Genomic DNA, 20,466 nt, shown 5'->3' with positions numbered 1-20,466 from the left:
GCGCCACGGTCAGGCCTCCTTCCCGTCACCCGCGATCGGGTTCCCGCGCCGTGCCCCGTGAACCCCCCGCGCCCCCTCAAACATGGTGACCGTGATTCTGGTGAGGCGCTCGTCGAGTGGGGAGGGCGCCGTGAGGCGGGCGCGAGGACTCGCGGAGGGGAGACGCTGTGTCCTCACGCCCTACGGCCGTCGCCCAAGTCATCCCGGCGGCGGCCGCTCCCCGCCGGCTGCCGCCCTTGCTCCCGAAGGGGCCGGGGCAGGGGGCGGAGCTCAGCCCCTGATCCCAGTGTCCTCCCGCCGGCCGGACAAAGCGGCTGATATCAGGCGGCTGTCACGCCGTCGGCCGTCCCGTACTCCCGGCCCGCCTCCGCGCGTACGCGAGCGCAGCTGAGGTGGATGAGGCGGGAGACGTGCATCTGCGAGATGCCGAACTTCTCGGCGATGCGGGCCTGCGTCATGCCCTCGAAGAAGCGCAGGTAGAGGATGGCGCGCTCGCGCTCGGGAAGGTGGCTCAGCCCTGACTTGGCGGCTTCGCGGTCGGTGATGAGGTCGTACGCGGTGTCGGGTGCGCCGAGCGCGTCGGCGAGGCTCTGTCCGTCGTGGCCGGACGGGGAGAGCTCCGCGTCGAGGGACAGCGCGCTGTAGCTCTCGATCGCCTTGAGCCCGTCGAGGACCTCCGCCTCGGTCAGTCCTGTGTACGCGGCGATGGCGCCGACGCCGGGTTCTGGGCTGCCGGGCCGCTCGGTTAGGTCGCGGCGGGCCGCGCGGACCTTGTTGCGCAGGTCCTGCACGCGGCGGGGCACGTGCACGTCCCACATCCGGTCGCGGAAGTGCCGGCGCAGTTCGCCGGTGATGGTGGGCACGGCGTAGCACTGGAAGGGGCCGCGCTCGGGCCGGTAGTGGTTGATGGCCTTGACCAGTCCCATGGCCGCGACCTGCTCCAGGTCCTCCGTGCTCTCGCCCTTGTTGCGGTAGCGGCGGGCGATCCGGTGCGCCATGGGCAGCCACGCCTCGACGAGCTCCTCGCACAGCAGGTCCCGCTCGGGACCCTCGGCGAGACCGGCCATGCGCGCGAAGGCGGCCGTCGTGTCGGGGGAGTCGTCATGGGCGTGGCGGGAGGTGCGACGGCGGTGGGCGGGGCCCGCAGTGATGTCAGTGAGCATCGGGATTCGCTCCTCAACGGTGTGCCGGCGCGGGCCGTGGGAACGGTCCAAGCGAGGCCCCGAAGGGCCACGGGTCCGAAGCATCGACATGCGACTGCACTTCGATTCTCCGACCGCACGTGCCCATGTGCGACTTGGCGGGCGCCGCGTCACGGCGGGTCATGGGCGCTCGGCGGACGGTTTCCGTCGGGTTCTGGTGTGTCGGACCCGGTGTCAGGGGTACCCGGTCGCCGGCAGAGCTCTGACCGAGTCCCCCGGGCACCGAGAGGGGGCGGCCTTTCATGAACAGCAAGCTGATCTCCAGGACCGGACCGGACGACGCCACGTCGTACCACGCGATCCTCGGATCTCCCTGCTGGGTGAGCCTGGCGGCGCGCGACCTGTCGGCCGCGGAGTCGTTCTACGGTGCCGTCCTGGGCTGGACGTTCCGCGCGGGCTCGCTGGGTGAGCGGTTCGTGGTGGCGCTCTCTCAGGGGCGGGCCGTGGCGGGGATCGGGGCGGTCGCTCCGGCTCTGCAGGTTCCCGTCGCGTGGACGCCCTATTTCGCGGTGGCCGACGCGGACGAGACGGTCGGCCGCGTACAGGAGCGCGGCGGCACGGTGGGGGTCGGTCCGATCGGCTTCGCGACCGGCCGGGCGGCGCTGGTCTCCGACCGCGCCGGCGCGGTCTTCGGGGTCTGGGCCGGCGCGCTCGTCCGCAACTTCGGCGCGTGGCGCCGGGACGCACCCCTGTGGCTGCGCCTGGTCACACGTGACGCGTTCGACGCCGCGATCTTCTACGGGGAAGTCCTCGGGTGGGCGTCCCCGGGCTGCTGCGACGTGCGGTACGAGGACGAGGAGGTCGTCCTCGTATGTGGGGGACAGCCGGTGGCCACGCTCGTCGGAGGGACGCCGGGATCGGCCCCCGACCCGCAGCTGCGGCCGCACTGGCAGGTCCGCTTCACCGTCGGCGATGTCGCCACATGTACACAGGCCGCTGTGGAGCACGGCGGAACGGTGACGGGCCGCGAGGCGGACACGACGGGCGACTGCGTGACCCTGCTCGACCCCGAGGGCGCCCGGCTCACGCTCTTCGCACCCCGACTGCGGCCGGAGGAGCCCGACGACGCCTCGTGACCGGCGGCTCGCGTCCGGAGCAGGGCCGTGACGTCCGCGTCGGACCCGGTCCCGCCGTCACTGCGTCCGGCGCCGCAGGAAGTTCATCGCGGACAGCGTGAGCACGGTTTCGCCGCGCTGGTTGAACACGTCGATGTCGGTGTGCACGATCCCGCGGTCCGGCTTGGACCGCGAGGGGCGCGCGGAGACCACCGTCGTACGGATCGACAGACTGTCACCGGGGCGCACGGGGCGGGTCCAGCGCAACTCGTCGACGCCCGGGGAGGCGAGGCTCGCCACCTTGCTCACGTAGTGGTCCGCGTACATGCGCATCATCAGTGCGGCGGTGTGCCAGCCGCTCGCGATCAGCCCCTTGAAGGGGCCCTGCTCCGCGGCCTCGGGATCCGTGTGGATGTCCTGCGGATCGAACTCGCCGGCGAACCGGAGGATCTCCTCCTCGGTCACCGTGACGCTCCCGTACACGTAGCTGGACCCGGGAACGTAGTCCTCGAAGTAGCGTTCTTCGACGGGGGTGTTGAAGTCCGTACCGATCGCTGTAGTAGTCATCGAAGGCACGGTAGCCGACCGAGCTCCTGGATCAGGTGGGGGAGCCCGGGGCGGCGACGCGGCGCAGTCCGCGGTCGAACACCGTCAGGAGCAGGAAGAGCGCGCCGGCGCCCAGCATGAACCAGGCCAGATGGTGCATGCCGCCGGTGTCGGCGTGCTGCCCGAACGCGGTCGCGCTCGCCGCGGAGGCGACCATCGAGCCGAGGTAGACGAACGTGCGGAGCAGCCCGGACGAGGTGCCCACGCGCGCCGGATCGGCCTGGTAGTACACCGAGTTCTGCAGGGCGAGGCTGTTGAGTCCCTGGGGCACGCCGAAGATCAGGGCGACGGCGAGCAGCATCCAGACGGGGCTTGTGCCGCCGAGTCTCAACAGCAGTGTGCAGGCGGCGAGTTGGAAGACCGCCCCGATGAGCAGCTTGCCGCGGATCGACTCGTGGCGGCCGGTGAGGGTGGAGACGGCGATACCGGTGAGGAAGATCGGCAGCTGCACGAGGCCGGCCTGTGACGGCGAGAGCCCACGGCCTTCCTCCGCCCACTGCGTGAAGCCGTAGAGGAAGGCGTACGAGACCACGTAGGCGACCAGAGCACGGCCGTAGGTGGCGAGCAGCGGGGTGTTGCCGGCGAGCACCCTGAGGTCGATGAACGGTGCGGGGGCGCGCAGTTCACGTACCGCGAACGCGGCGGCCGCGGCTGCGGCGACGGCGAGCAGGTACCACGTGCCGGCGTGCAGGTTCATCAGGAACAGCAGGAGCGAGAACAGCAGCGCGGCGAACAGAGCCATGCCGGGGAGGTCGAGTTCGGACGCGATGCTCCTGCCGCCCGTGCGGCGCGGGCGGGCCTGCACGGGCAGCCGTCGGGCGCCGAGGATCAGGGCGGCCGCCGCGAGGGGGATGTTGAGGGCGGACGTGGCGCGCCAGCCGCCCACGTCGATGAGGAGCCCGCCGAGGGAGGGGCCGATGACGGCGATCGTCTGGCCGGACACCGCGAGCGTGGTGAGGATGCCGCCGGGACTGTCCCGGCCGGTCCGCTCCGCCTCGCTGCGCAGCAGGGACATCGAGGCCGGATAGCCGGCGCAGGTCCCGAAGCCGAGGAGTACGCGTGCGGCGATCAGACAGCCCAGGTTGGGGGCCAGCGTGCCGGCGATGCCCGCGATGCCGACCAGGGACGTGCTGATCAGGAAGAGGCGTCGCGGTCCGAAGAGGTCGATGAGCCGTCCGACGACCGGCTGCCCGAGCGCGGTGGCCAGATAGAGCGCCGAGACGAGCCACGCGGTCTGCGCGGGAGGCGCCCCGAACGCCGCACCGATGGGGACGAGGGCCACGGCGATGATCGTGGAGTTGATCGGGTTCAGGACCGAGCCGATGATCATCGGCGGGATCAGCCTGCGGTCGAAGTGACCCGCCGGGGCGCCGTGCCGCCCGGGTGCGGACTCTGCCGAGGCGCCCTCTGCCGCCGGTGCGGGTATGTCGGGGTTGCTCATGGGCGGGTCAGCCCCTGGCGGGTACATGGCGGGGTCACGGCGTTCTTGCTCATACCCCCACCGTAGATTTGACAGGTGTAGCTGTCCAGTTTGACTGAGCAGTTTTGCTTCCCTTTTGTGTGGTGACCCGGCGGTCCGAGTGGCGGCCCACGTCCCTGCGCGCAGCGTGGAACGCCTGAGTGGCGCACCCGCGCCGGGTGAGTGGCGTACCGGGTGCGCACCGTATTCGCGCAGGTCACAGGGGATGTGGTGGACGTCGGTGCGCCGTCCGTGTGACAGGGCGCCGGAGTCACGAAGGTATAAAATTTCCCATGTGAGATTCCGGCGATGGTCGATGGATCGCCTACCGGAGCGGCCATCGGGCCGCGGTCTGGTGGTTGTTCCGCTCGGTCTGATCGTGGTGATCACCGTGGTGGACGTGTACTCGCCGACCGACGTCCACCTCGGCCCGCTGCTCGTCATCGCACCGGCCCTGACCGCCTCCATCGCAGGCCCCCGGCTGACCGCCCTGGTCGGGCTTTTGGCCGTGGGCGCTCAGACCCTGATCGCAGCACTGCACGGCGGCCTGACCACGGCCAACCACATCTCGCAGATCATCGCCATCACCCTGCTCTCCGTGCTGATTGTGATCTTCTGCCGTGCGGGGGAACGGCGCCGGCAGGAGCTGAACCGGGTGCGGTCGGTGTCCGAGGCGGCGCAGCGGGTGCTGCTGAGACCGCCGCCCCGCAAGGTCGGTCCGCTGCGCGTGGCCTGGCTGTACCTCGCCGCGGGGGACGAGGCCAAGATCGGGGGCGACCTGTTCGCGGTCGCCCGCGCCGCCCACCCCAGCACCCGCGCACTCATCGGTGACGTACGCGGCAAGGGCCTCGCCTCCATCGGCGAGGCGTCGGTCGTGCTCGGGGCGTTCCGCGAAGGCGCGCACCGGCACGCTCAGCTGCCCGATCTGATGGCGGCCATGGACGACAGCGTCGCCCGGAACCTGGAGGAGGTCGCCGACACCGAGCACGACGCCGGAGAGCACTTCGTCACCGCCCTCGTGCTCGACATCCCGGACGACGGCCCGCGCGCCGAGATGGTCACCTGCGGCCATCCACCCCCCTTGCTGGTGCGCGAACGCCAGGTCACCGAGCTTGCGCCACGGCAGTGCGCACCACCCCTGGGCATGGGCGAACTGCCCGTCCCCCCGCCCCACAGCGACCGCTTCACCTTCACGGCCGGTGACTTCCTGGTCCTGTACACCGACGGAGTCATCGAGGCCCGCTCGCCCACCGGCGTCTTCTACCCGCTCGCCGAGCGGGTCGCCTCGTTCCCGTCCTTTCCCGCCGGCGGCCCGGACTCCCTGCTCAACCACATTCACCGCGACCTGCTCGCTCACACCGGCGGGCAGCTCGATGACGACATCGCGCTCCTCGTCATCGAACGCGTACCCACGCGGCACCTGCTCCGCCCGCTTCTCGACGGCCGGCCCATGACGGACCAGACCGCCGACGCGTACCCCGACGGAGCGCCGCCGTCGAGGGCTCGCGGGCGCGGGATCTGAACGGAGCCCTTCCCCGGTCAAGGGGGCTCGGTGAGTGACTCGGGCAACTTCTGAGGGGCGGGTGCGGCGGGTGCGGAGGTGTCGGGCCGGGCGTGGGGCAGTCGGCGTACGGCTCTGGAGGCCAGGGGGATCAGGACGGCCGCGGCGGAGACCGCCCCGGCCGCAGCGGTCACCCGGAACGCGCCGAACGCCTCCGCCAGCGGGCCGACGCACAGCTGCCCGACCGGAACCGCGACGTACGAGAGCAGGTCGTCGTACGACGCGACGCGCGACAGCACGTGCGTGGGGACGTGCTCCTGGAGCGAGGTGTCCCACGCGACCGCGGTGACGGAGGAACCGAGCCCCGCGACGAACGCCGCCGCGACCGGCCACGGGGCGTGCGCCCGCGCACCCAGCGCGAGCAGGGGCAGCGCGCCCAGCACCCCCGCCAGCTGCCCGAACCGCAGCAGGTGCCGCACCATCAGCCGGTACATCAGCAGACTCGACACCAGCATGCCGAGGCCCCGGGCGCTGAGCACGAACCCCCAGGTCGTCTCGCCGCTGAGCTCCCGGGTGAGCTGGGGGCCGAGGATCTGCCACGTACCGGTCTGGACAAGGTTCAGCAGGCAGAACGACAGCGTGCCGACCCACACCCACCGGATCGCACGGAACGCGCTCCAGCCGTCGCGGAGGTCGCCCAGCACCGTGTTTCGCCGTGACGCCTCAGAGGCGCCGGTGAGGGAGAGCCGCGCGAGGAAACCGGCCGCGACGAGGTAGGTGAGCGCGTCGAACGCGATGGCGGGCCCGCTCCCGACCGTCACGACCAGCACGCCCGACAGACTCGGGCCGAGGATCTTCGTGGCGTTGCCGGCGGAACCGAGCAGGGAATTCGCCTGCCGCAGACGGGACTTGGCCACGAGCTGAGGGACGATGCCGCGCAGCGCCGGTGTGGTGAAGGCGGCGAGCGCGCCGTTGGCGAACTCGAGGGTGGTCACCAGCGGCAGCGAGTAGCGCCCGGTCAGCAGGAGCGCGGCGACGGCGCCCTGCGTGCATGCCGCCCCCAGATGGGCGGCCACCAGGACGGTCCGGCGCGGGAACCGGTCGGCGACCGCGCCGCCCACGAGCAGGAACGCGAGCAGCGGCAGCATATGGGCGGCGAGTACGACGCCGAGGTCGTGGCCGCTGCCCGAGGCGTCGAGGACAGCGAAGGCGAGGGCGACCGGAGCCATCGAGCTTCCGAGCAGGGACACCAGACGTCCGGCGAAGAACGAGCGGAACACGGCCTGTTGGAGGAGGGAGGAACGCACCGGCCCGAGTGTGGGGAGCCGCGGGCGCGCAAGCTAACGTTTCGGCAGGAGGCGAAAGATGGTGCTGCTGCGGCTGAGCTCGATGGCCCTGTCACAGTCCCGGTTCGCGCTGTCGCCGAGCGCCGAGACGCTGGGGTCGATGAGCGTCCTGATGAAGCCCTGCTCCGACCCGTGGCTCACCCCCTGGTACGACCGCCACCACGACGCGTTCCACGCCGCGCTCGACGCGGACCCGTTCGCCCGCGGGCTCGTCGAGCTGATCTGCTCGACCAAGTACCTCCCCGGTTACGTGAGCCGCCCGCCGTCAGGCGGAATGCGCACCACGCTCGCCGACGAACTGAAGGCCGTCGCCGCGGCCCGCGATGACGACGTACGCGCGGACCTCGACGCGGCGGTGGCCCGCAGCTGGCAGCGCCACGACCTGGAGTGGCTGACCGGGCACGGGTGGGGAGCCCGGACCGCCGACCTCTTCCGGCACCTGTGGAAGACGCATGTGTCGCCGGACTGGCCGCGCCGCCGCGCCCTGCTGGAACGGGACGTCACGTACCGGGCGGGGCTGCTCGCCGCGTACGGCTGGCCCAGGGCGCTCCAGCACATGAACCGGCGCAGTGCGTGGGTCGGCGCCGACGCGATCCGCTTCAGCGACCAGCCGGGGCCTGACTGCGTCGTCGGTGAGGGCGGAATGCTGTTCGTCCCGGTCTGCGTGACGAGCGGCACCTGGCTCGCCGAGGCGCCTCCCGACCGGTACGCCCTGGTGTACCCGGCCCGCGGCACAGCCGAGCAGACCGGGCGGCCGCGAGCGCCGCAGGCTCTGGAACGGCTGATCGGCACCGGCCGCGCCGCCCTTCTCCACGAGCTGGAACGCCCCGCCACCAGCAGTGAACTCGCGGCGCAACTGGGGCAGTCGCTCGGCACGGTCGGCGGCCACCTGGCCGTTCTGCGCGAGGCGGACATGGTGGCGGGTACGAGAGTGGGGCGACGCGTGGTGTACCGGCGCACGGAGGCGGGCGATCGCCTCGCCGGCCGTGCAGACTCTCCGGATGACTGACCACGAGATCGACGGGCCGCTCGGCGAAGCAGTCGATGAAGCAATCGACCGAGCCATCGGAGAAGCACCGACGAGGCCGTGATCCGACATGCCCGCGGGTGGGCCGTCCTGCAAGGCTCTGTACCTCGTCGCGATCGGCCGGGCAGGGGACCAGGGCCTGCCCGGCGGCAAGCCCACGTGGGGCGGGCGGGCCGACTGACCCTCGACCGTGTGCCGGCCTCGCGCTGACCTCGGGGCGGGGTGAGTCAGGCACTCCCCAGCAGGTCCCGAAGTGCCTTCGTGGCCCCGCCGGCCGCCTCCTCCGCCATGAAGGGGCCGTACGCGACCGGGGTGCGTCGAAGGTCCTCGGCCCAGGCGCTCCACAGCGCGACCGCGTCGGAGCCGAGCGCAGCGCCCCGTCCTGCTGAAGCACGGCGACCGGCGCGTCTCGGCTCCGCGCGCCGCCCGCACGGCAGAGTGGGCGTGTGGACGCAGATGATGTCGCCGAGGATCTCTACCGCCTGCCGCCCGTACAGTTCATGGCGGCGCGGAACGCGCAGGTCGCCGAGGCGAAACGGGCCGGGGACGCGGCCGCCGCGCGCCGGATCGCCGCCTTCCGCAAGCCGACTCTCGCCGCCTGGGTGTCGAACCTCCTGGCGCGTGAGACGGAGGAGGCGGGGCAGCTCCTCGAGCTCGCGGACGCGCTGCGGGAAGCGCACCGTACGCTCGACCCGGAGCAGTTCCGGACTCTCAGCCATCAGCAGCACGTGCTGATCGCGGGCCTCGCGCGACAGGCGGGCGGACTCGCCAGACGGGCGGGCCAGCCGGTGAGCCTGAGCGTCCTTCACGAGGTCGAACAGATCCTCCACGCGGCCCTGGCCGACGCGGAGTTCGCCGAGCAGTGGGCCACCGGCAGGCTCACGAAGGTGCCCGCCGTGTCCACCGACTTCCCCGGCACGGCGCCTCTGGCGCAGGTGCCGAAGAAGGCCGAAAGGCCCGCCCCCGCCCCCGCAGGCAAGGCCCCCGACCCCGCTGAGGAGAAGCGCCGCGCGCGGCTGAAGGAGGCGATGAAGGCGGCCACCGAGGCCGCGGCCGAAGCGGGCCGTCGTGACGACGACGTGCGCCGTGCCGAGGAGGAGCACGAGCGGGCCGCCACCCGGCGGTCCGCGGCGGACGAACGCGTCGCGCTCCTGACGGTTCAGCTCGGCGAGGCCGAGGAGGAGCGGCGCACCGCTGCCGAAGCGGCGGACGAGGCATCCGTACGGGTCCGGGACGCCGCACGCGAACAGAAGGCCGCCCAGCGGAGAGCGGCGAGTACGTCCCGGGCCGTTGAGCGGCTCTCCGGAGGCGATGTTGACCGCTGAGCGCGAGGTTCGCCCTCGCGTCACGAACTGGTCACGCCACCCACTCGTACCCGTGTTCCATTGCATGCTGGCGACCGAGATCACGTCAGGGGATACGTGATCGCGAAACGGAGTGAGGACATGACCGATCCGACCGCCGCACCACTGCAACTGACCCACACTCAGATCGACGAGGCGTCGCACGGCCACGACGTCCCGCTGGTGCGGGTGACACTCCCGGGGACCACCACCCCCGTGTGGCTGGCCACGCGCTACGACGTGGTGAAGGCGGTGCTCGGCGACACCCGCTTCGTACGGGACCCGGCGAAGGTTCCCGGTACGCAGGGCGGGGGTGTCGGCGCGGAACTGCTCGACGACGCGGGGCTGCCGCCGGAGTACCGGCAGTACCTGGAGATCCTCGTCATGGTCGACGGGCCCGAGCACACCCGTCTGCGCACGCACGTGATGCGGGCCTTCGCGCCGCGCCGGATCGCCGCGCTGCGTCCGCGCATCGAGCGCATCGTCCAGAACGTGACCGGTGAACTCGTCGCGAAGGGGGACCAGTTCGACCTCCTGAGCGCCTTCGCCTACCCGGTCATGACGGACGTCATCTGCGAGATCATCGGCGTGGACGCGGCCGACCGGCCGAAGGTGAGCGGCTGGATCAGGGACTACGAGTCCGGTGAACCGGACCGGTTCCTGCCCGGCATCGACCACCTCGCCGAGTACATCGGCCGGCTGCTCGACCTCCGAGGCCCGGCGCCCGAGGAGGACCTGCTCTCCGATCTGCTGCGCTCCAGCGCCACGGCGGCCGAGGGGCAGCGCCTGACGCGCCAGGAGATGATCGCGCTCGTCTTCCTGCTGATCAACACGGGGATCGCGCCGCCCGCCTTCTTCATCACCGACGCGGTCCTCACCCTCCTCGACCACCCGCAGGAGGCGGTCCGGCTGCGGGCCGAGCGCGACCTGCTGCCGCGCGCCGTCCAGGAGTTGCTCCGCCATGTGTCGGCGGTACGGGTCGGCGCCACCCTGTACGCCACCGAGGACGTGGAACTCGGCGGCGTCCTGGTGCGCCAGGGCGAGGGCGTGACGAGCGGTCTGCTGGCCGCCAACCGCGACCCGGGAACCTTCGACGACGCCACGCGGCTCGATCTCACACGCGAGGTGGCACGCGGCGCCGGGCACATCGCGTACGGACACGGCGCGCACCGCTGCATCGGCGCCGCGCTCGCCAACCTGCAGACCGAGGTGATCCTCGAGGAGCTGTTCCTGCGCCGGGACAGCCTCGAGCTGGCCGTCGAGCGGGGGGCCGTCGAGCGCGTCGGGTTCGCGGGCGACGGCACCTATCCGATCGCGCTGCCGGTGCGCATCTGAGCCGGAGCCGGGCCCGTGCGGGGGCTGGGCATCGTCACAGAACGGCGATGCCCAGCGGCCGGTGACCTGCGGGCAGCCGGTGGGTCTTCCCGCTCTCCAGGTCCACGACGGTGATCCCGTCCCAGAATCCGTCTCGCGTGAAGCCCCCGGTGACGTAGGCGGTGCGGCCGTCGCGCGATGCGGCCACGTCCTCGTGCGGGCCGTCGAGCGGGACGACGCGCTCCTTCCCCTCGGCGGTACGGATGGTCAGCGAGGCGTCGTGGTCGCCTGCGCTGATCGGTCCTGTGCCGACGGCGAGCAGCCTGCCGTCGGGGGTGAGCCGGGCGCCGTGCTGGTGTGTGTCGGCGGTCATCGGTTCGACGGCGACCTTGCCGGTGCGCGGGTCGAGCACGGCCAGCTTCTCGCCCTCGAAGGGCAGCAGGAGCTTTCCGTCGTCGCGCACGGCGGCGTAGTGCGGCTTCAGCCACGAGCCGAGCCCGCCCTCGGTGCCGTACGGTGCGGTGCCCACCTTCACCGAGTCGAGGCTGCCGCGCTCCGGGTCCACGAACGTGACCGTGTCGCTGCCGAAGTCCGCCACCAGCAACGTGCCTTGAGCGGTGCGCGCGGGCGCCGGCGCTGAAGGGGTGACGGTGGCTGCCGGGGGTGAGGACGCGGTGGAGTCGGCGGTGCCGGTCGCGGTGCACCCCGCCGCGAGGAGGACGACGGCCATGGCCCCGAGCACACCGCGCGCGCGGGCCGTCATGACGCGGCCCTGAGCGGCGCCGCGAGCGCGTCGAAGCCACGGCGTTCCGCGTGTTCCAGGGGCGTGACGCCTTCCGCGTCCGCGAGATCCGGGCGGGCGCCCGCCGCGAGCAGCAGCTCCACGATCTGCTGGTGGGCCCGGCCCCCGTCACCGAGGATCACGGCTTCGAGCAGAGCGGTCCATCCGAGATCGTTGACGTGGTTGACGTCGATGTCCGTCTCCCGGAGCACCGCCCGTACGTACGCGACGTGGCCGCGCTCGCTGGCGGGGATCACCGAAACACCCCCGTAGCGGTTACGCAGAGTGAGATCCGGGCCCGCCGGGAGGAGGACGCGCATCATCGCGACGCTGCCGGTCACGCCGGTGACGAGCCACGGGCTGTCGTGGCGCCGGTCCTGGGCGTCCGGGTCGGCGCCGGCCGAGACCAGGACCCGCGCGGCCTGGACGTGATCGTTGAGGGCGGCGAGCAACAGGGGGGAGCGCAGTTCCTCGTCGCAGGTCTCCAACGAGGCCCCCGCGTCGAGGGCGGCGCGCACCTCGGCGGCGTCACCGCGCCGGGCGGCCTCCAGGAGTCGGCGGTCGCGGTCGTGCATCTCGGTGCTCCATGTCCGTAGCGAAGGATCCGTAGGGAAGGATCCGTAGGGACGGAACGGGGGCGCCTCGGATTTTCCGTTCCTTCAGTCCATTCTCCGGCGGCGTCCCGCGCTCACCGGTCGGCCTGCCGTCTGCGGTGCGGGAGCCCGACGGACGACACCGGGGTCAACCGATCGGCTGACGCCGACGCGGCCGGCCCAAGGGGCGGTACGACGATGAAGGCCCCCTCCCTGCCCGGTGGGGGCACGGAGGGGGCCTTGACGGAGGCTCGCTCTCAGGGTGTGCACCGGTTGCCGTCGCCACGACAGGAACCTGAAGACGTCCTCGGGTATCTCAACGAGCGGACATGTGCCATGTTCTGCCATACCCGCACGGGACACCCGCACGGAGCTGATCGGCGTGTCACGTTGACGCGTTGTGCGGGCTCCACGCGTTCACCGTGATTCCCGACCGTGCGGCGCCCGTGATCGATAGGTTGTTCCCCTGCATCGGCCGTCATCGGGACGGCGATGTCCGCAGGGGTGCAACGTGGGAGGTCAGATGCGTTCGCGAGTCTCGGCGTATGCGGTCGCCGTCATGGACGAGCAGTTGCTGCTCACCCAACTCGCGGACAGTTCACCGGTGTTCGAGCCCGGCCTGTGGCACCTGCCCGGTGGCGGGGTCGACCCGGGGGAGCAGCCGCGCGAGACGCTGGGGCGTGAACTGTACGAGGAGACCGGCCTGGAGCTCCTGGACGCCCGGCTGGTCGACGCGAGGGCGTACACCGCTCACCGGCTCGGCATCGACTGGCATCTGGTGGGGCTCTTCTACCGCGTCGACCTCAAGCCCGGCCCTCCCGTGGTGACCAAGGGGGACGACTCCACCAGTGCCGTCACCTGGATGCCCCTGTCCGGCTTGCGGGAGTCCGAGCTGTCGCCTGCGGCGGTCGACGGCTTGGCGATGACCGGCAGGCCCTAGAAACGTCGGCCCCGCGTGGGCGCGGCCCGCCAGCAGCGGAGGAAGCGAACATGACCTTCCCCGGGAAAGGGGCATAAAATGCCGTGGGGAGTCTGGAGACAGCATGGCCGAGAATCTGGACCGCAGTACACGCCGGGGCCCCGGCTGACAAAATACTCGTCCTCGATGGAGTCGATGACATCCCGAACCGGGCTGATCCCTTTCAGCCGTCCCTCGGACCCGGCGATTCTGGGGAGGTGACTGGATGGATGCGATCGGTTCGTCGCGGACGGGCCTGACAACGGCGGGCACGGTGTCCGAGCCCGGCGGCCTGCTGGACGCCCTGGCCGTGGCCGCGGTGATGATCGACGCCCAGGGCCGGATCTGCCTGTGGAGCCCGCAGGCCGAGGAGCTGTTCGGCTTCACCGCCGAGGAGGCGCTGGGGCAGTACGCCGCGCCCCTCCTGGTCGCCCCGGAAAACGTGGATCTGGTGCTCGGCCTGTTCGCCGAGGTCATGGAGAGCGGCCGGAGCTGGGCCGGCGTCTTCCCCGTACGCCACAAGGACGGCAGCACCCGCCTGGTGGAGTTCCGCAACATGCGGCTCCACGACGAACTCGGAGACGTCTACGCCCTCGGCATCGCCAGCGACCGGGCCCTCCTGCGCCGCGTCGAGAGGGACCTCGCGCTGTCCGTGCAGCTAGTGGCCCAGTCACCCATCGGGCTCGCGGTCCTGGACACGAACCTGCGCTACGTGCTGGTCAACCCCGCGCTGGAACGCATCAACGCCCTGCCCGCCGAGCAGCACATCGGCCGCGGCGTCGGCGAGGCCCTTCCGTTCCTGGACACCGAAGCCGTCTCGGCCACGATGCGCCAGGTCATGGCCACGGGCACGCCGGTCCTCAACGAGTTCACCGTCGGCCGCCCCGGCGGCGCCGCCGACGTGGAACACGCCTGGTCGGTGTCCTACTACCGGCTGGACGACCCGGCCGGCCGGGTCCTCGGCCTGGCCATCTCCGTGGTGGACGTGAGCGAACAGCACCGGGCCTCGCAAGAAGCCGCCCGGGCCCGCCGGCGCCTGGCTTTCATCGCCGACGCGTCCAGGACCGTGGGCACCACTTTGGACGTCGAGCAGACCGCGCACGAGCTGGCGTCGGTGGTCGTCCCCGAGCTGGCCGACCTGGCGGCGGTCGACATACTCGACTCCGTGCTCCAGAGCCGGGGCCAGAGCACCCCGGCCGCCGGAGGACCCGCTCTGTTCCGGGCCCTGGCGGTGACGGCGGCCTACTCCACCAACGCGCTCCACGCCGCCGACACCCCCGGGCAGATCGCCAGCTACGCGGCCGACCGGTACATCACCCAGTGCGTGACCTCAGGGCGCCCGGTGCTGGTGGAGCACGTGAGCGAAGCGGACCTGGAGCGCATCGCCCCCGACCCGAAGTCCGCCCAGGTCCTGTCCCGGGCGGGGCTGCACTCCTATCTGGCGGTGCCGCTCATCGCGCGCGGAGAGGTGCTCGGCGCGCTGGACCTGGGCCGTGCGAGGAACGAGCTGCCGTTCGACGAGGACGACGTCGTCCTGGCCGGCGAACTGGCCGCCCGCGCGGCGGTCTGCATCGACAACGCCCGCTCGTACCAGAGTGAACGCCGCACCGCCCTCACCCTCCAGCGCCACCTGCTCCCGCCCAGGCCGCCCCGCAGGCCCGGCCTGGAGATCGCCTACCGCTACCAGCCCGCCCAGTCGGCCAGCGAGATCGGCGGCGACTGGTTCGACACCATCCCGGTGGCCGGGGACAAGACCGCCCTCGTGATCGGTGACGTGATGGGCAGCGGCATCAACGCCGCCGCCACCATGGGCCAACTCCGCACCGCCACCCGCACGTTGGCGGACCTGGACCTCGCGCCGGCCCAGGTGCTCCGCCACCTCGACCACACCGCCGCCGAACTCGACCCCGCGTTCGCCACGTGCATATACAACGTGTACGACCCGCGGCGCGGCGAATGCCGGATCGCCGTCGCGGGCCACCTGCCGCCCATCCTGGTCAGGCCCGGCCGGCGCCCCGAACTCCTCGACCTGCCCTCGGGGACACCCCTCGGCGTGGGCGACGTCGCCTTCCAGGAGACGACCGTGAAGATGGAGAGCGGCGACCAACTCGTGCTCTACACCGATGGGTTGATCGAGACACGTTCCGACGCCATAGATGCCCGCATCAACACACTGCTCGATCTGCTCTCCGAGCCGCAGGGGTCCCTGGACGAGGTCTGCGACCACCTCCTCGTGGCACTGCGGGACGAGGGGGACCGCGACGACGTGGCCCTCCTGATCGCCCGGGCCCGCCCGCTGGGGTCCACGTCGTAAGGCCTCAGCGCGATCCGGTCGCCTACAACAACTGCCGCCTGCGGCCGAGCCACGTCTGCGCGACGACCACGACCGCGAGGAACGCGCCGCTGACGACCTGCTGGTAGGAGGAGTCGAGGGAGCCGATCTGGTTGATGACGTTCTGGATCACCTTCAGGAGCAGCACACCCACCAGAGAGCCGCTGACGTACCCCAGACCGCCGGTCAGCAGGGTGCCGCCGATGACGACCGCGGAAATGGCCTCCAGCTCCATGCCGTTGCCCAGAATCGTGACGCCGGAGGCGAGCCAGGCGGCGTTGAGCGCGCCGGCCAGGCCCGCGAGGACGCCGGACAGCGTATAGACGATGATCTTGGTACGGGCCGCGGGAGCACCCATGAGGGCGGCCGCGTCCTCGTTGCCGCCGACCGCGTACACATGCTGGCCGAAGCGGCTGCGGCGCAGGACCACCGCGCCCGCCGCGAACAGGACCAGAGTGATCCACACGGGGTTGCCGACGCCGAGGGTCGATCCCTGTCCGAGCCCGGCGAGGAACGACCCCTTCTTGACGAGGTAGGTGTCGGCGCCCTCGTTGGTCAGGGACAGCATCAGCCCGCGCGCGCCCAGCATCGCGGCCAGCGTGACGATGAAGGGAGCGAGCCGCGAGCGGGCGATCAGCAGGCCGTTGACCACACCGATGAGACCGCAGACGACGATCGGCAGCAGGAGCGCCACCAAAGTGCCGTACTGCGAACCCCACGCGGCCAGAACACCTCCGAGGGCGAAGAGCGAACCGACCGACAGGTCGATGCCGCCGGTGATGATGACGAAGGTCATGCCGAGCGCGACGACCGCCAGGAACGCCGAACTCGTCGCCATGTTGGACACGTTGTCCCCGGTGGCGAACGAGTCGAAGCTCAGCGACGCCACCGCCGACACGATCACGAGCACCGCGAGCGCGCCGTGCTGCTGGACCAGCGCGCTCAGCCGCTCGGAGCGGCTGCTGCCCACGGGCTCGGCGGCGTCGGGCAACTCCTTCTCGGTACGGGCCACGGCCTCGTCCGTTTCCGTCCTGGTCACCGTCATCGCTTCCCCCGTCCGCGCGCCGCGTACACCGCCAGCACGATCACGATGGCCTGGGCGATCTGCGTCCACGAAGGCGGCAGATCGTGCTTGATGAGGGTGGCGGTGAGCAGCTGGATGAGGACGGCGCCCGCCACCGTTCCGGCGATGTTGACCCTGCCGCCGCTCAGGGGGGTGCCGCCGACCACCACCGCGGTGATCGCGGACAGCTCCATCAGGTTGCCCAGCGACGTGGGGTCGCTGGCCTGCAGCCGCGCGGTCGCGAGCACACCGGCGACCGCGGCGAGCAGCGCGCACGCCACGTAGACGAGCATCAGGACGCGGCGCACCGGGAGCCCCGCGAGCTTCGCGGCCGCCCGGTTGTCGCCGATGGCGAGCAACTGCCGCCCGAAGGTGGTGCGCCGGATGACGAAGGCGACCAGCAGAGCGAGCGCGGCGGCGATGAGGATGAGGTAGGGGATGCCGAGCACGTCACCCGAACCGAGCGACGCGAGCCCCGGGTTGTGCAGGTCCTTGAGCTGCGGCAGCAGCACCAGGGCGATGCCTCGGCCGCCGACCATGAGGGCGAGGGTGGCCACGATCGGCTGCACACCGACCCACGCGATCAGCGCCCCGTTGGCCAGGCCCACCACGGCCGCGAACACGGCCACCGTGAGCAGGGCCGGCACCAGCCCGTACCCCAGATAGAGGGCCGTGACCGAGGCCGCGAGCGCCATGACCCCGCCCACGGACAGGTCGATGCCCTCGGTGCCGATGGCCAGGGCCATGCCGAGCGCGACGATGATCACGGGCGCGACCTGCACGGCCTGCGTCCGGAAGTTCTCGACGGACAGGAAGTGCGGCGTCACGGCGATGTTGACGACGAGCAGGACGGCCACGCCCGCGTACACGCCGTACGTCTGCATCCACTGCAGGACGCGCGCGCGGTCGAGGGCGGCCGGGCGTATCGCGGCCTCAGCCATGGCGGGTCACCTCCCCGGCGGCGCCGGGGGCGGGGCTGCCCGCCGCGATGGTCTGCATCAGCTTGTCCTCCGTGACGTCGTCGCCGGTCAGTTCGCCGACGACCGCGCCGTCCTTCAGCACGACCACGCGGTCGGATCCTTCGATGAGTTCCTCCAGGTCGGAGGAGATGAGCAGGACACCGAGGCCGTCATCGGCCAGTTCGTCGACCAGCTTCTGCACCTCGGCCTTGGCGCCCACGTCGATGCCGCGCGTGGGCTCGTCCAGGAGCAGCACTTTCGGGTTCATCGCCAGCCAGCGGGCCAGGAGCACCTTCTGCTGATTGCCTCCGGACAGCTCACCGACCTTCTGGTGCGGCGAGGACGCCTTGATACGGAGCCTCTTGACGAAGGTGTCCACGATCTTGTCGACCTGGGCCTCGGAGACCAGACCGAAGCGGGAGAGCCTCGGCAGCGCGGCCAGCGCGATGTTCTCGCGGACGGACAGCCCGGGGACGATGCCCTCGCTCTTGCGGTCCTCGGGCAGCAGGCTGATTCCGGCGCGGATGGCGGCGGGCGTGGATCCCGGGCGCAGCGGGACACCGGCCACGGTGACGCTGCCCGCCTTCGGCGGCAGAGCCCCGGAGATCGCCTTGGCGGTCTCCGTGCGCCCCGACCCGAGCAGCCCGCCCAGACCGACGACCTCGCCGGGACGGATGTCGAGCGAGACGCCGAGCAGTTTGTGAGGAACCGTCAGATCTCGTGCGCTGAGCACAGGTTCGGAACTCGCGGCATGGTGGTCGCCGGTGAACTTGGTGACGCCCTCGCTGCGGACCTCACCCATGTCACGTCCCAGCATCGTGGACACCAGCGCGAGCCGGTCCAGATCCGCGAGCCGTCCGGTGTGCACGCGGCAGCCGTCCCGCAGCACCGTCACGGTGTCGCACACGGCGTACAGCTCGTCGAGCCGGTGGCTGACGTAGATGACGGCGATCCCGTCGGCGCGCAGTCGGCGGATCACCTCGAACAGCGTCTCCACCTCCCGTGGTTCGAGGGAGGAGGTCGGCTCGTCCATGATGACGACGCGTGCGTCGGTGGCGACGGCCCGGGCCAGGGCCACCATCTGCTGGGCGCCGACGCCCAGCGTGCGCAGGGGCTGCCGCACGTCCACCCGCACCCCGTACGCACGCAGCGTCAGTGCGGCGTCGCGGTGCATACGGCCGAAGTCGAGCAGCCCGAACCGGTTGCGCGGCTCGCGCCCCAGGAAGAGGTTGCGGGCCACGCTCAGCAGCGGGATGAGGTTGACCTCTTGGTAGATCGTGGAGATGCCCGCGTGCTGGGCCTCCAGCGGTGTGGCGAAGGAGACCGGGCGGCCCTGGAAGGTGATGTCTCCCGCGTCGGGCCGGTACACACCGGTGAGCACCTTGATGAGCGTCGACTTGCCGGCGCCGTTCTCGCCGATCAGAGCGTGGACCTCACCGGCGTGCAGCGCGAGGTCCACACCGTCGAGGGCCTGGACGCCGGGGAACGACTTGCTGAGTCCGTGGACAGTGAGGACTTCGGCGGAGGGAGCCACCTGTGCCTCCAGGGTGGGGTGAGGGATAGGGTCCTTCGTTTGGATCAGGCTGAATCAGGGGCGGGGTGGGCCGGCACTCGGGCCTGCCCACCCCGCCCGCCTGAAGCTGCCTCAGAATGCCTTGCCGATCTCGGACTTGGCGTTCTTCGCGTCGTAGGCCCCGTCCTGGATGATGACGTCCTGGGGGACTTCCTTGCCCTGGGTGAACGTGTCGAGGGTCTGGAAGGCGAGCGGGCCGAAGCGCGGGTTGGACTCGATGACACCGCTGATCCAGCCGTCGACGATGCCCTGGACCGCGTTGCGCGTCCCGTCGACCGTCACGATCTTGACGTCACCGGCCTTCTTGCCGGCGCCCTTGAGCGCGGCGACCGCGCCGAGACCCATCTCGTCGTTCTCGGCGTAGATCCCCTTGATACCGGGCTTGGACTGGATCAGCTGCTCGGTGACCTGCTGGCCCTTCTCACGGGCGAAGTCGCCGGTCTGCTGGAAGACCACCTTGAGGTCGGGGGCCTTCTCCTTGATGCGGTCCTTGAAGCCTTTGGTGCGCTCGGTGGTGACGTTGTTGCCCGCGGCGCCGAGCAGGATCGCGACCTCGCCCTTGCCGCCGGTCGCCTCGATCATCTGGTCGGCGGCGCGCTTGCCCTGGTCGACGAAGTCCGAGGCGATGAAGCTGACGTAGTCCTTGCACGCCGTGGCGTTGATCTTGCGGTCGATGGTGACGATCGGCACCTTCTTGGCCGCGGCGGCCTTCAGCACCGGCTCCCAGCCGTCCGAATTGAGCGGAGCGATCACCAGCAGGTCGGCGCCCTTGGCGAGGAGGTCCTGCACATCGCTGATCTGCTTGGAGAACTGGGACTGGGCGTTGGCGGTGAGCAGCTTCAGACCGCGCTTGTCCGCCTCGGCCTTGATGGAGGCCGTCTCGGCGATCCGGAAGGGGTTGGCCTCCTTCTCGGACTGCGAGAAGCCGACCGTGGCGTTCTTGAGGTCCAGCTTCTTCCCGCCGTACGCGTCGATCGTGCAGCCCTTGCTGCCGGGCTTCGGCGTGACGACCTTCTGGCCCGCGTCGGCGGCGGACGCGGAGGAGCCGGACTTGTTCGAGGCGTCGTCCTCGGACTTGGCGCAGCCGGAGGCGGTGAGGGCCATGGCGGCGGCCAGGGCCACGATCACAGGGCGGGCGGTGAGGTGACGGCGGTGGGCGAAGTGCTTCATGGTGACCCCGATCCGGGTGACGCGGCGACGGAGGGTTGGCAGGGAGCAGCGAGGGCGGCGCGTGTGCGGCTCGACGAGGCGAGAGCCTCGACTGGTCCGCCCGCAGGAGTTTTTACATCGTTGAAAGGAGGGTGTAAACCCTTTGTGCGGGACGTGACCGCCCTGTGATTCGGCGGGCCGTCCG

At 71.2% G+C, this 20,466-nt stretch carries 16 protein-coding genes and 1 pseudogene; 7 read left to right on the top strand and 10 right to left on the bottom strand.

Translation table 11 applies throughout. The annotated features are described in order from the left end of the window. Positions 1-320: 320 nt before the first annotated feature. A complete protein-coding gene (locus ACWIGU_RS06150) occupies positions 321-1,163 on the bottom strand; it encodes a SigB/SigF/SigG family RNA polymerase sigma factor (RefSeq protein WP_454397928.1) in 843 nt (280 codons plus the stop codon). A 281-nt stretch (positions 1,164-1,444) separates the two neighbouring features. Between ACWIGU_RS06150 and ACWIGU_RS06145 the strand changes: the two genes are divergently transcribed. Next, positions 1,445-2,278 carry a VOC family protein gene (locus tag ACWIGU_RS06145; protein WP_454397926.1) on the top strand — a complete coding sequence of 278 codons (834 nt, stop codon included), beginning with the start codon at positions 1,445-1,447 and terminating at the stop codon, positions 2,276-2,278. Positions 2,279-2,335: 57 nt separating this feature from the next. Here ACWIGU_RS06145 and ACWIGU_RS06140 read toward each other — a convergent pair whose 3' ends face one another. Both ACWIGU_RS06140 and ACWIGU_RS06135 read right to left on the bottom strand, forming a co-directional pair. Next, complete coding sequence (locus tag ACWIGU_RS06140; protein ID WP_454397924.1) at positions 2,336-2,824, bottom strand: MaoC family dehydratase; 489 nt, start codon at positions 2,822-2,824, stop codon at positions 2,336-2,338. A 31-nt stretch (positions 2,825-2,855) separates the two neighbouring features. After that, positions 2,856-4,193, bottom strand: a complete 1,338-nt coding sequence (locus ACWIGU_RS06135; protein WP_454398608.1) for an MFS transporter — start codon at positions 4,191-4,193, stop codon at positions 2,856-2,858. A gap of 445 nt (positions 4,194-4,638) precedes the next feature. Between ACWIGU_RS06135 and ACWIGU_RS06130 the strand changes: the two genes are divergently transcribed. Continuing rightward, on the top strand, positions 4,639-5,844 hold the full coding sequence (locus ACWIGU_RS06130; RefSeq protein WP_454397922.1) for a PP2C family protein-serine/threonine phosphatase: 1,206 nt from the start codon (positions 4,639-4,641) through the stop codon (positions 5,842-5,844). A gap of 17 nt (positions 5,845-5,861) precedes the next feature. Here ACWIGU_RS06130 and ACWIGU_RS06125 read toward each other — a convergent pair whose 3' ends face one another. Further along, a complete protein-coding gene (locus ACWIGU_RS06125; RefSeq protein ID WP_454397920.1) occupies positions 5,862-7,130 on the bottom strand; it encodes an MFS transporter in 1,269 nt (422 codons plus the stop codon). A gap of 58 nt (positions 7,131-7,188) precedes the next feature. On the opposite strand from ACWIGU_RS06125, the gene ACWIGU_RS06120 reads away from it, so the two are divergent. The 3 genes from ACWIGU_RS06120 (at position 7,189) to ACWIGU_RS06110 (ending at position 10,874) form a co-directional block, all read left to right on the top strand. After that, the gene (locus ACWIGU_RS06120) at positions 7,189-8,178 is read left to right on the top strand and encodes a helix-turn-helix domain-containing protein (protein WP_454397918.1); all 990 of its coding nucleotides are present in this window, start codon (positions 7,189-7,191) and stop codon (positions 8,176-8,178) included. Between the two features lie 464 nt (positions 8,179-8,642). Next, on the top strand, positions 8,643-9,521 hold the full coding sequence (locus tag ACWIGU_RS06115) for a hypothetical protein (RefSeq protein ID WP_454397916.1): 879 nt from the start codon (positions 8,643-8,645) through the stop codon (positions 9,519-9,521). 120 nt (positions 9,522-9,641) lie between these two features. Continuing rightward, positions 9,642-10,874: a cytochrome P450 gene (locus tag ACWIGU_RS06110; RefSeq protein WP_454397914.1), complete on the top strand. Its 1,233-nt coding sequence runs from the start codon at positions 9,642-9,644 to the stop codon at positions 10,872-10,874. A gap of 34 nt (positions 10,875-10,908) precedes the next feature. On the opposite strand, the pseudogene ACWIGU_RS06105 reads toward ACWIGU_RS06110, so the two are convergent. Further along, a pseudogene (locus ACWIGU_RS06105) lies at positions 10,909-11,445 on the bottom strand (YncE family protein); the annotation flags it as partial. A 167-nt stretch (positions 11,446-11,612) separates the two neighbouring features. After that, a complete protein-coding gene (locus tag ACWIGU_RS06100; protein WP_454397912.1) occupies positions 11,613-12,209 on the bottom strand; it encodes an ankyrin repeat domain-containing protein in 597 nt (198 codons plus the stop codon). A 541-nt stretch (positions 12,210-12,750) separates the two neighbouring features. Between ACWIGU_RS06100 and ACWIGU_RS06095 the strand changes: the two genes are divergently transcribed. Beyond that, complete coding sequence (locus ACWIGU_RS06095) at positions 12,751-13,167, top strand: NUDIX domain-containing protein (RefSeq protein ID WP_454397910.1); 417 nt, start codon at positions 12,751-12,753, stop codon at positions 13,165-13,167. 244 nt (positions 13,168-13,411) lie between these two features. Then, positions 13,412-15,499, top strand: a complete 2,088-nt coding sequence (locus ACWIGU_RS06090) for a SpoIIE family protein phosphatase (RefSeq protein WP_454397908.1) — start codon at positions 13,412-13,414, stop codon at positions 15,497-15,499. Positions 15,500-15,521: 22 nt separating this feature from the next. Here the strand turns inward: ACWIGU_RS06090 and ACWIGU_RS06085 are convergent, their stop codons facing one another. The 4 genes from ACWIGU_RS06085 to ACWIGU_RS06070 form a co-directional block, all read right to left on the bottom strand. Further along, entirely contained in the window at positions 15,522-16,562 is a 1,041-nt protein-coding gene (locus ACWIGU_RS06085; protein ID WP_454397906.1) for an ABC transporter permease, read from the bottom strand. Beyond that, entirely contained in the window at positions 16,559-17,521 is a 963-nt protein-coding gene (locus tag ACWIGU_RS06080) for an ABC transporter permease (protein ID WP_454397904.1), read from the bottom strand. The genes ACWIGU_RS06085 and ACWIGU_RS06080 overlap by 4 nt, the downstream gene beginning before the upstream one ends. Then, positions 17,514-19,073, bottom strand: a complete 1,560-nt coding sequence (locus ACWIGU_RS06075; protein WP_454397902.1) for a sugar ABC transporter ATP-binding protein — start codon at positions 19,071-19,073, stop codon at positions 17,514-17,516. The genes ACWIGU_RS06080 and ACWIGU_RS06075 overlap by 8 nt, the downstream gene beginning before the upstream one ends. A 111-nt stretch (positions 19,074-19,184) precedes the next feature. Continuing rightward, positions 19,185-20,282, bottom strand: a complete 1,098-nt coding sequence (locus ACWIGU_RS06070; protein ID WP_454397900.1) for an ABC transporter substrate-binding protein — start codon at positions 20,280-20,282, stop codon at positions 19,185-19,187. Positions 20,283-20,466: the final 184 nt, after the last annotated feature.

Source organism: Streptomyces sp. NPDC055400 (genome assembly GCF_053644375.1).
The sequence above is the reverse complement of the archived record's forward strand: the minus strand, read 5'-3'. Positions and strand labels throughout refer to the sequence as shown.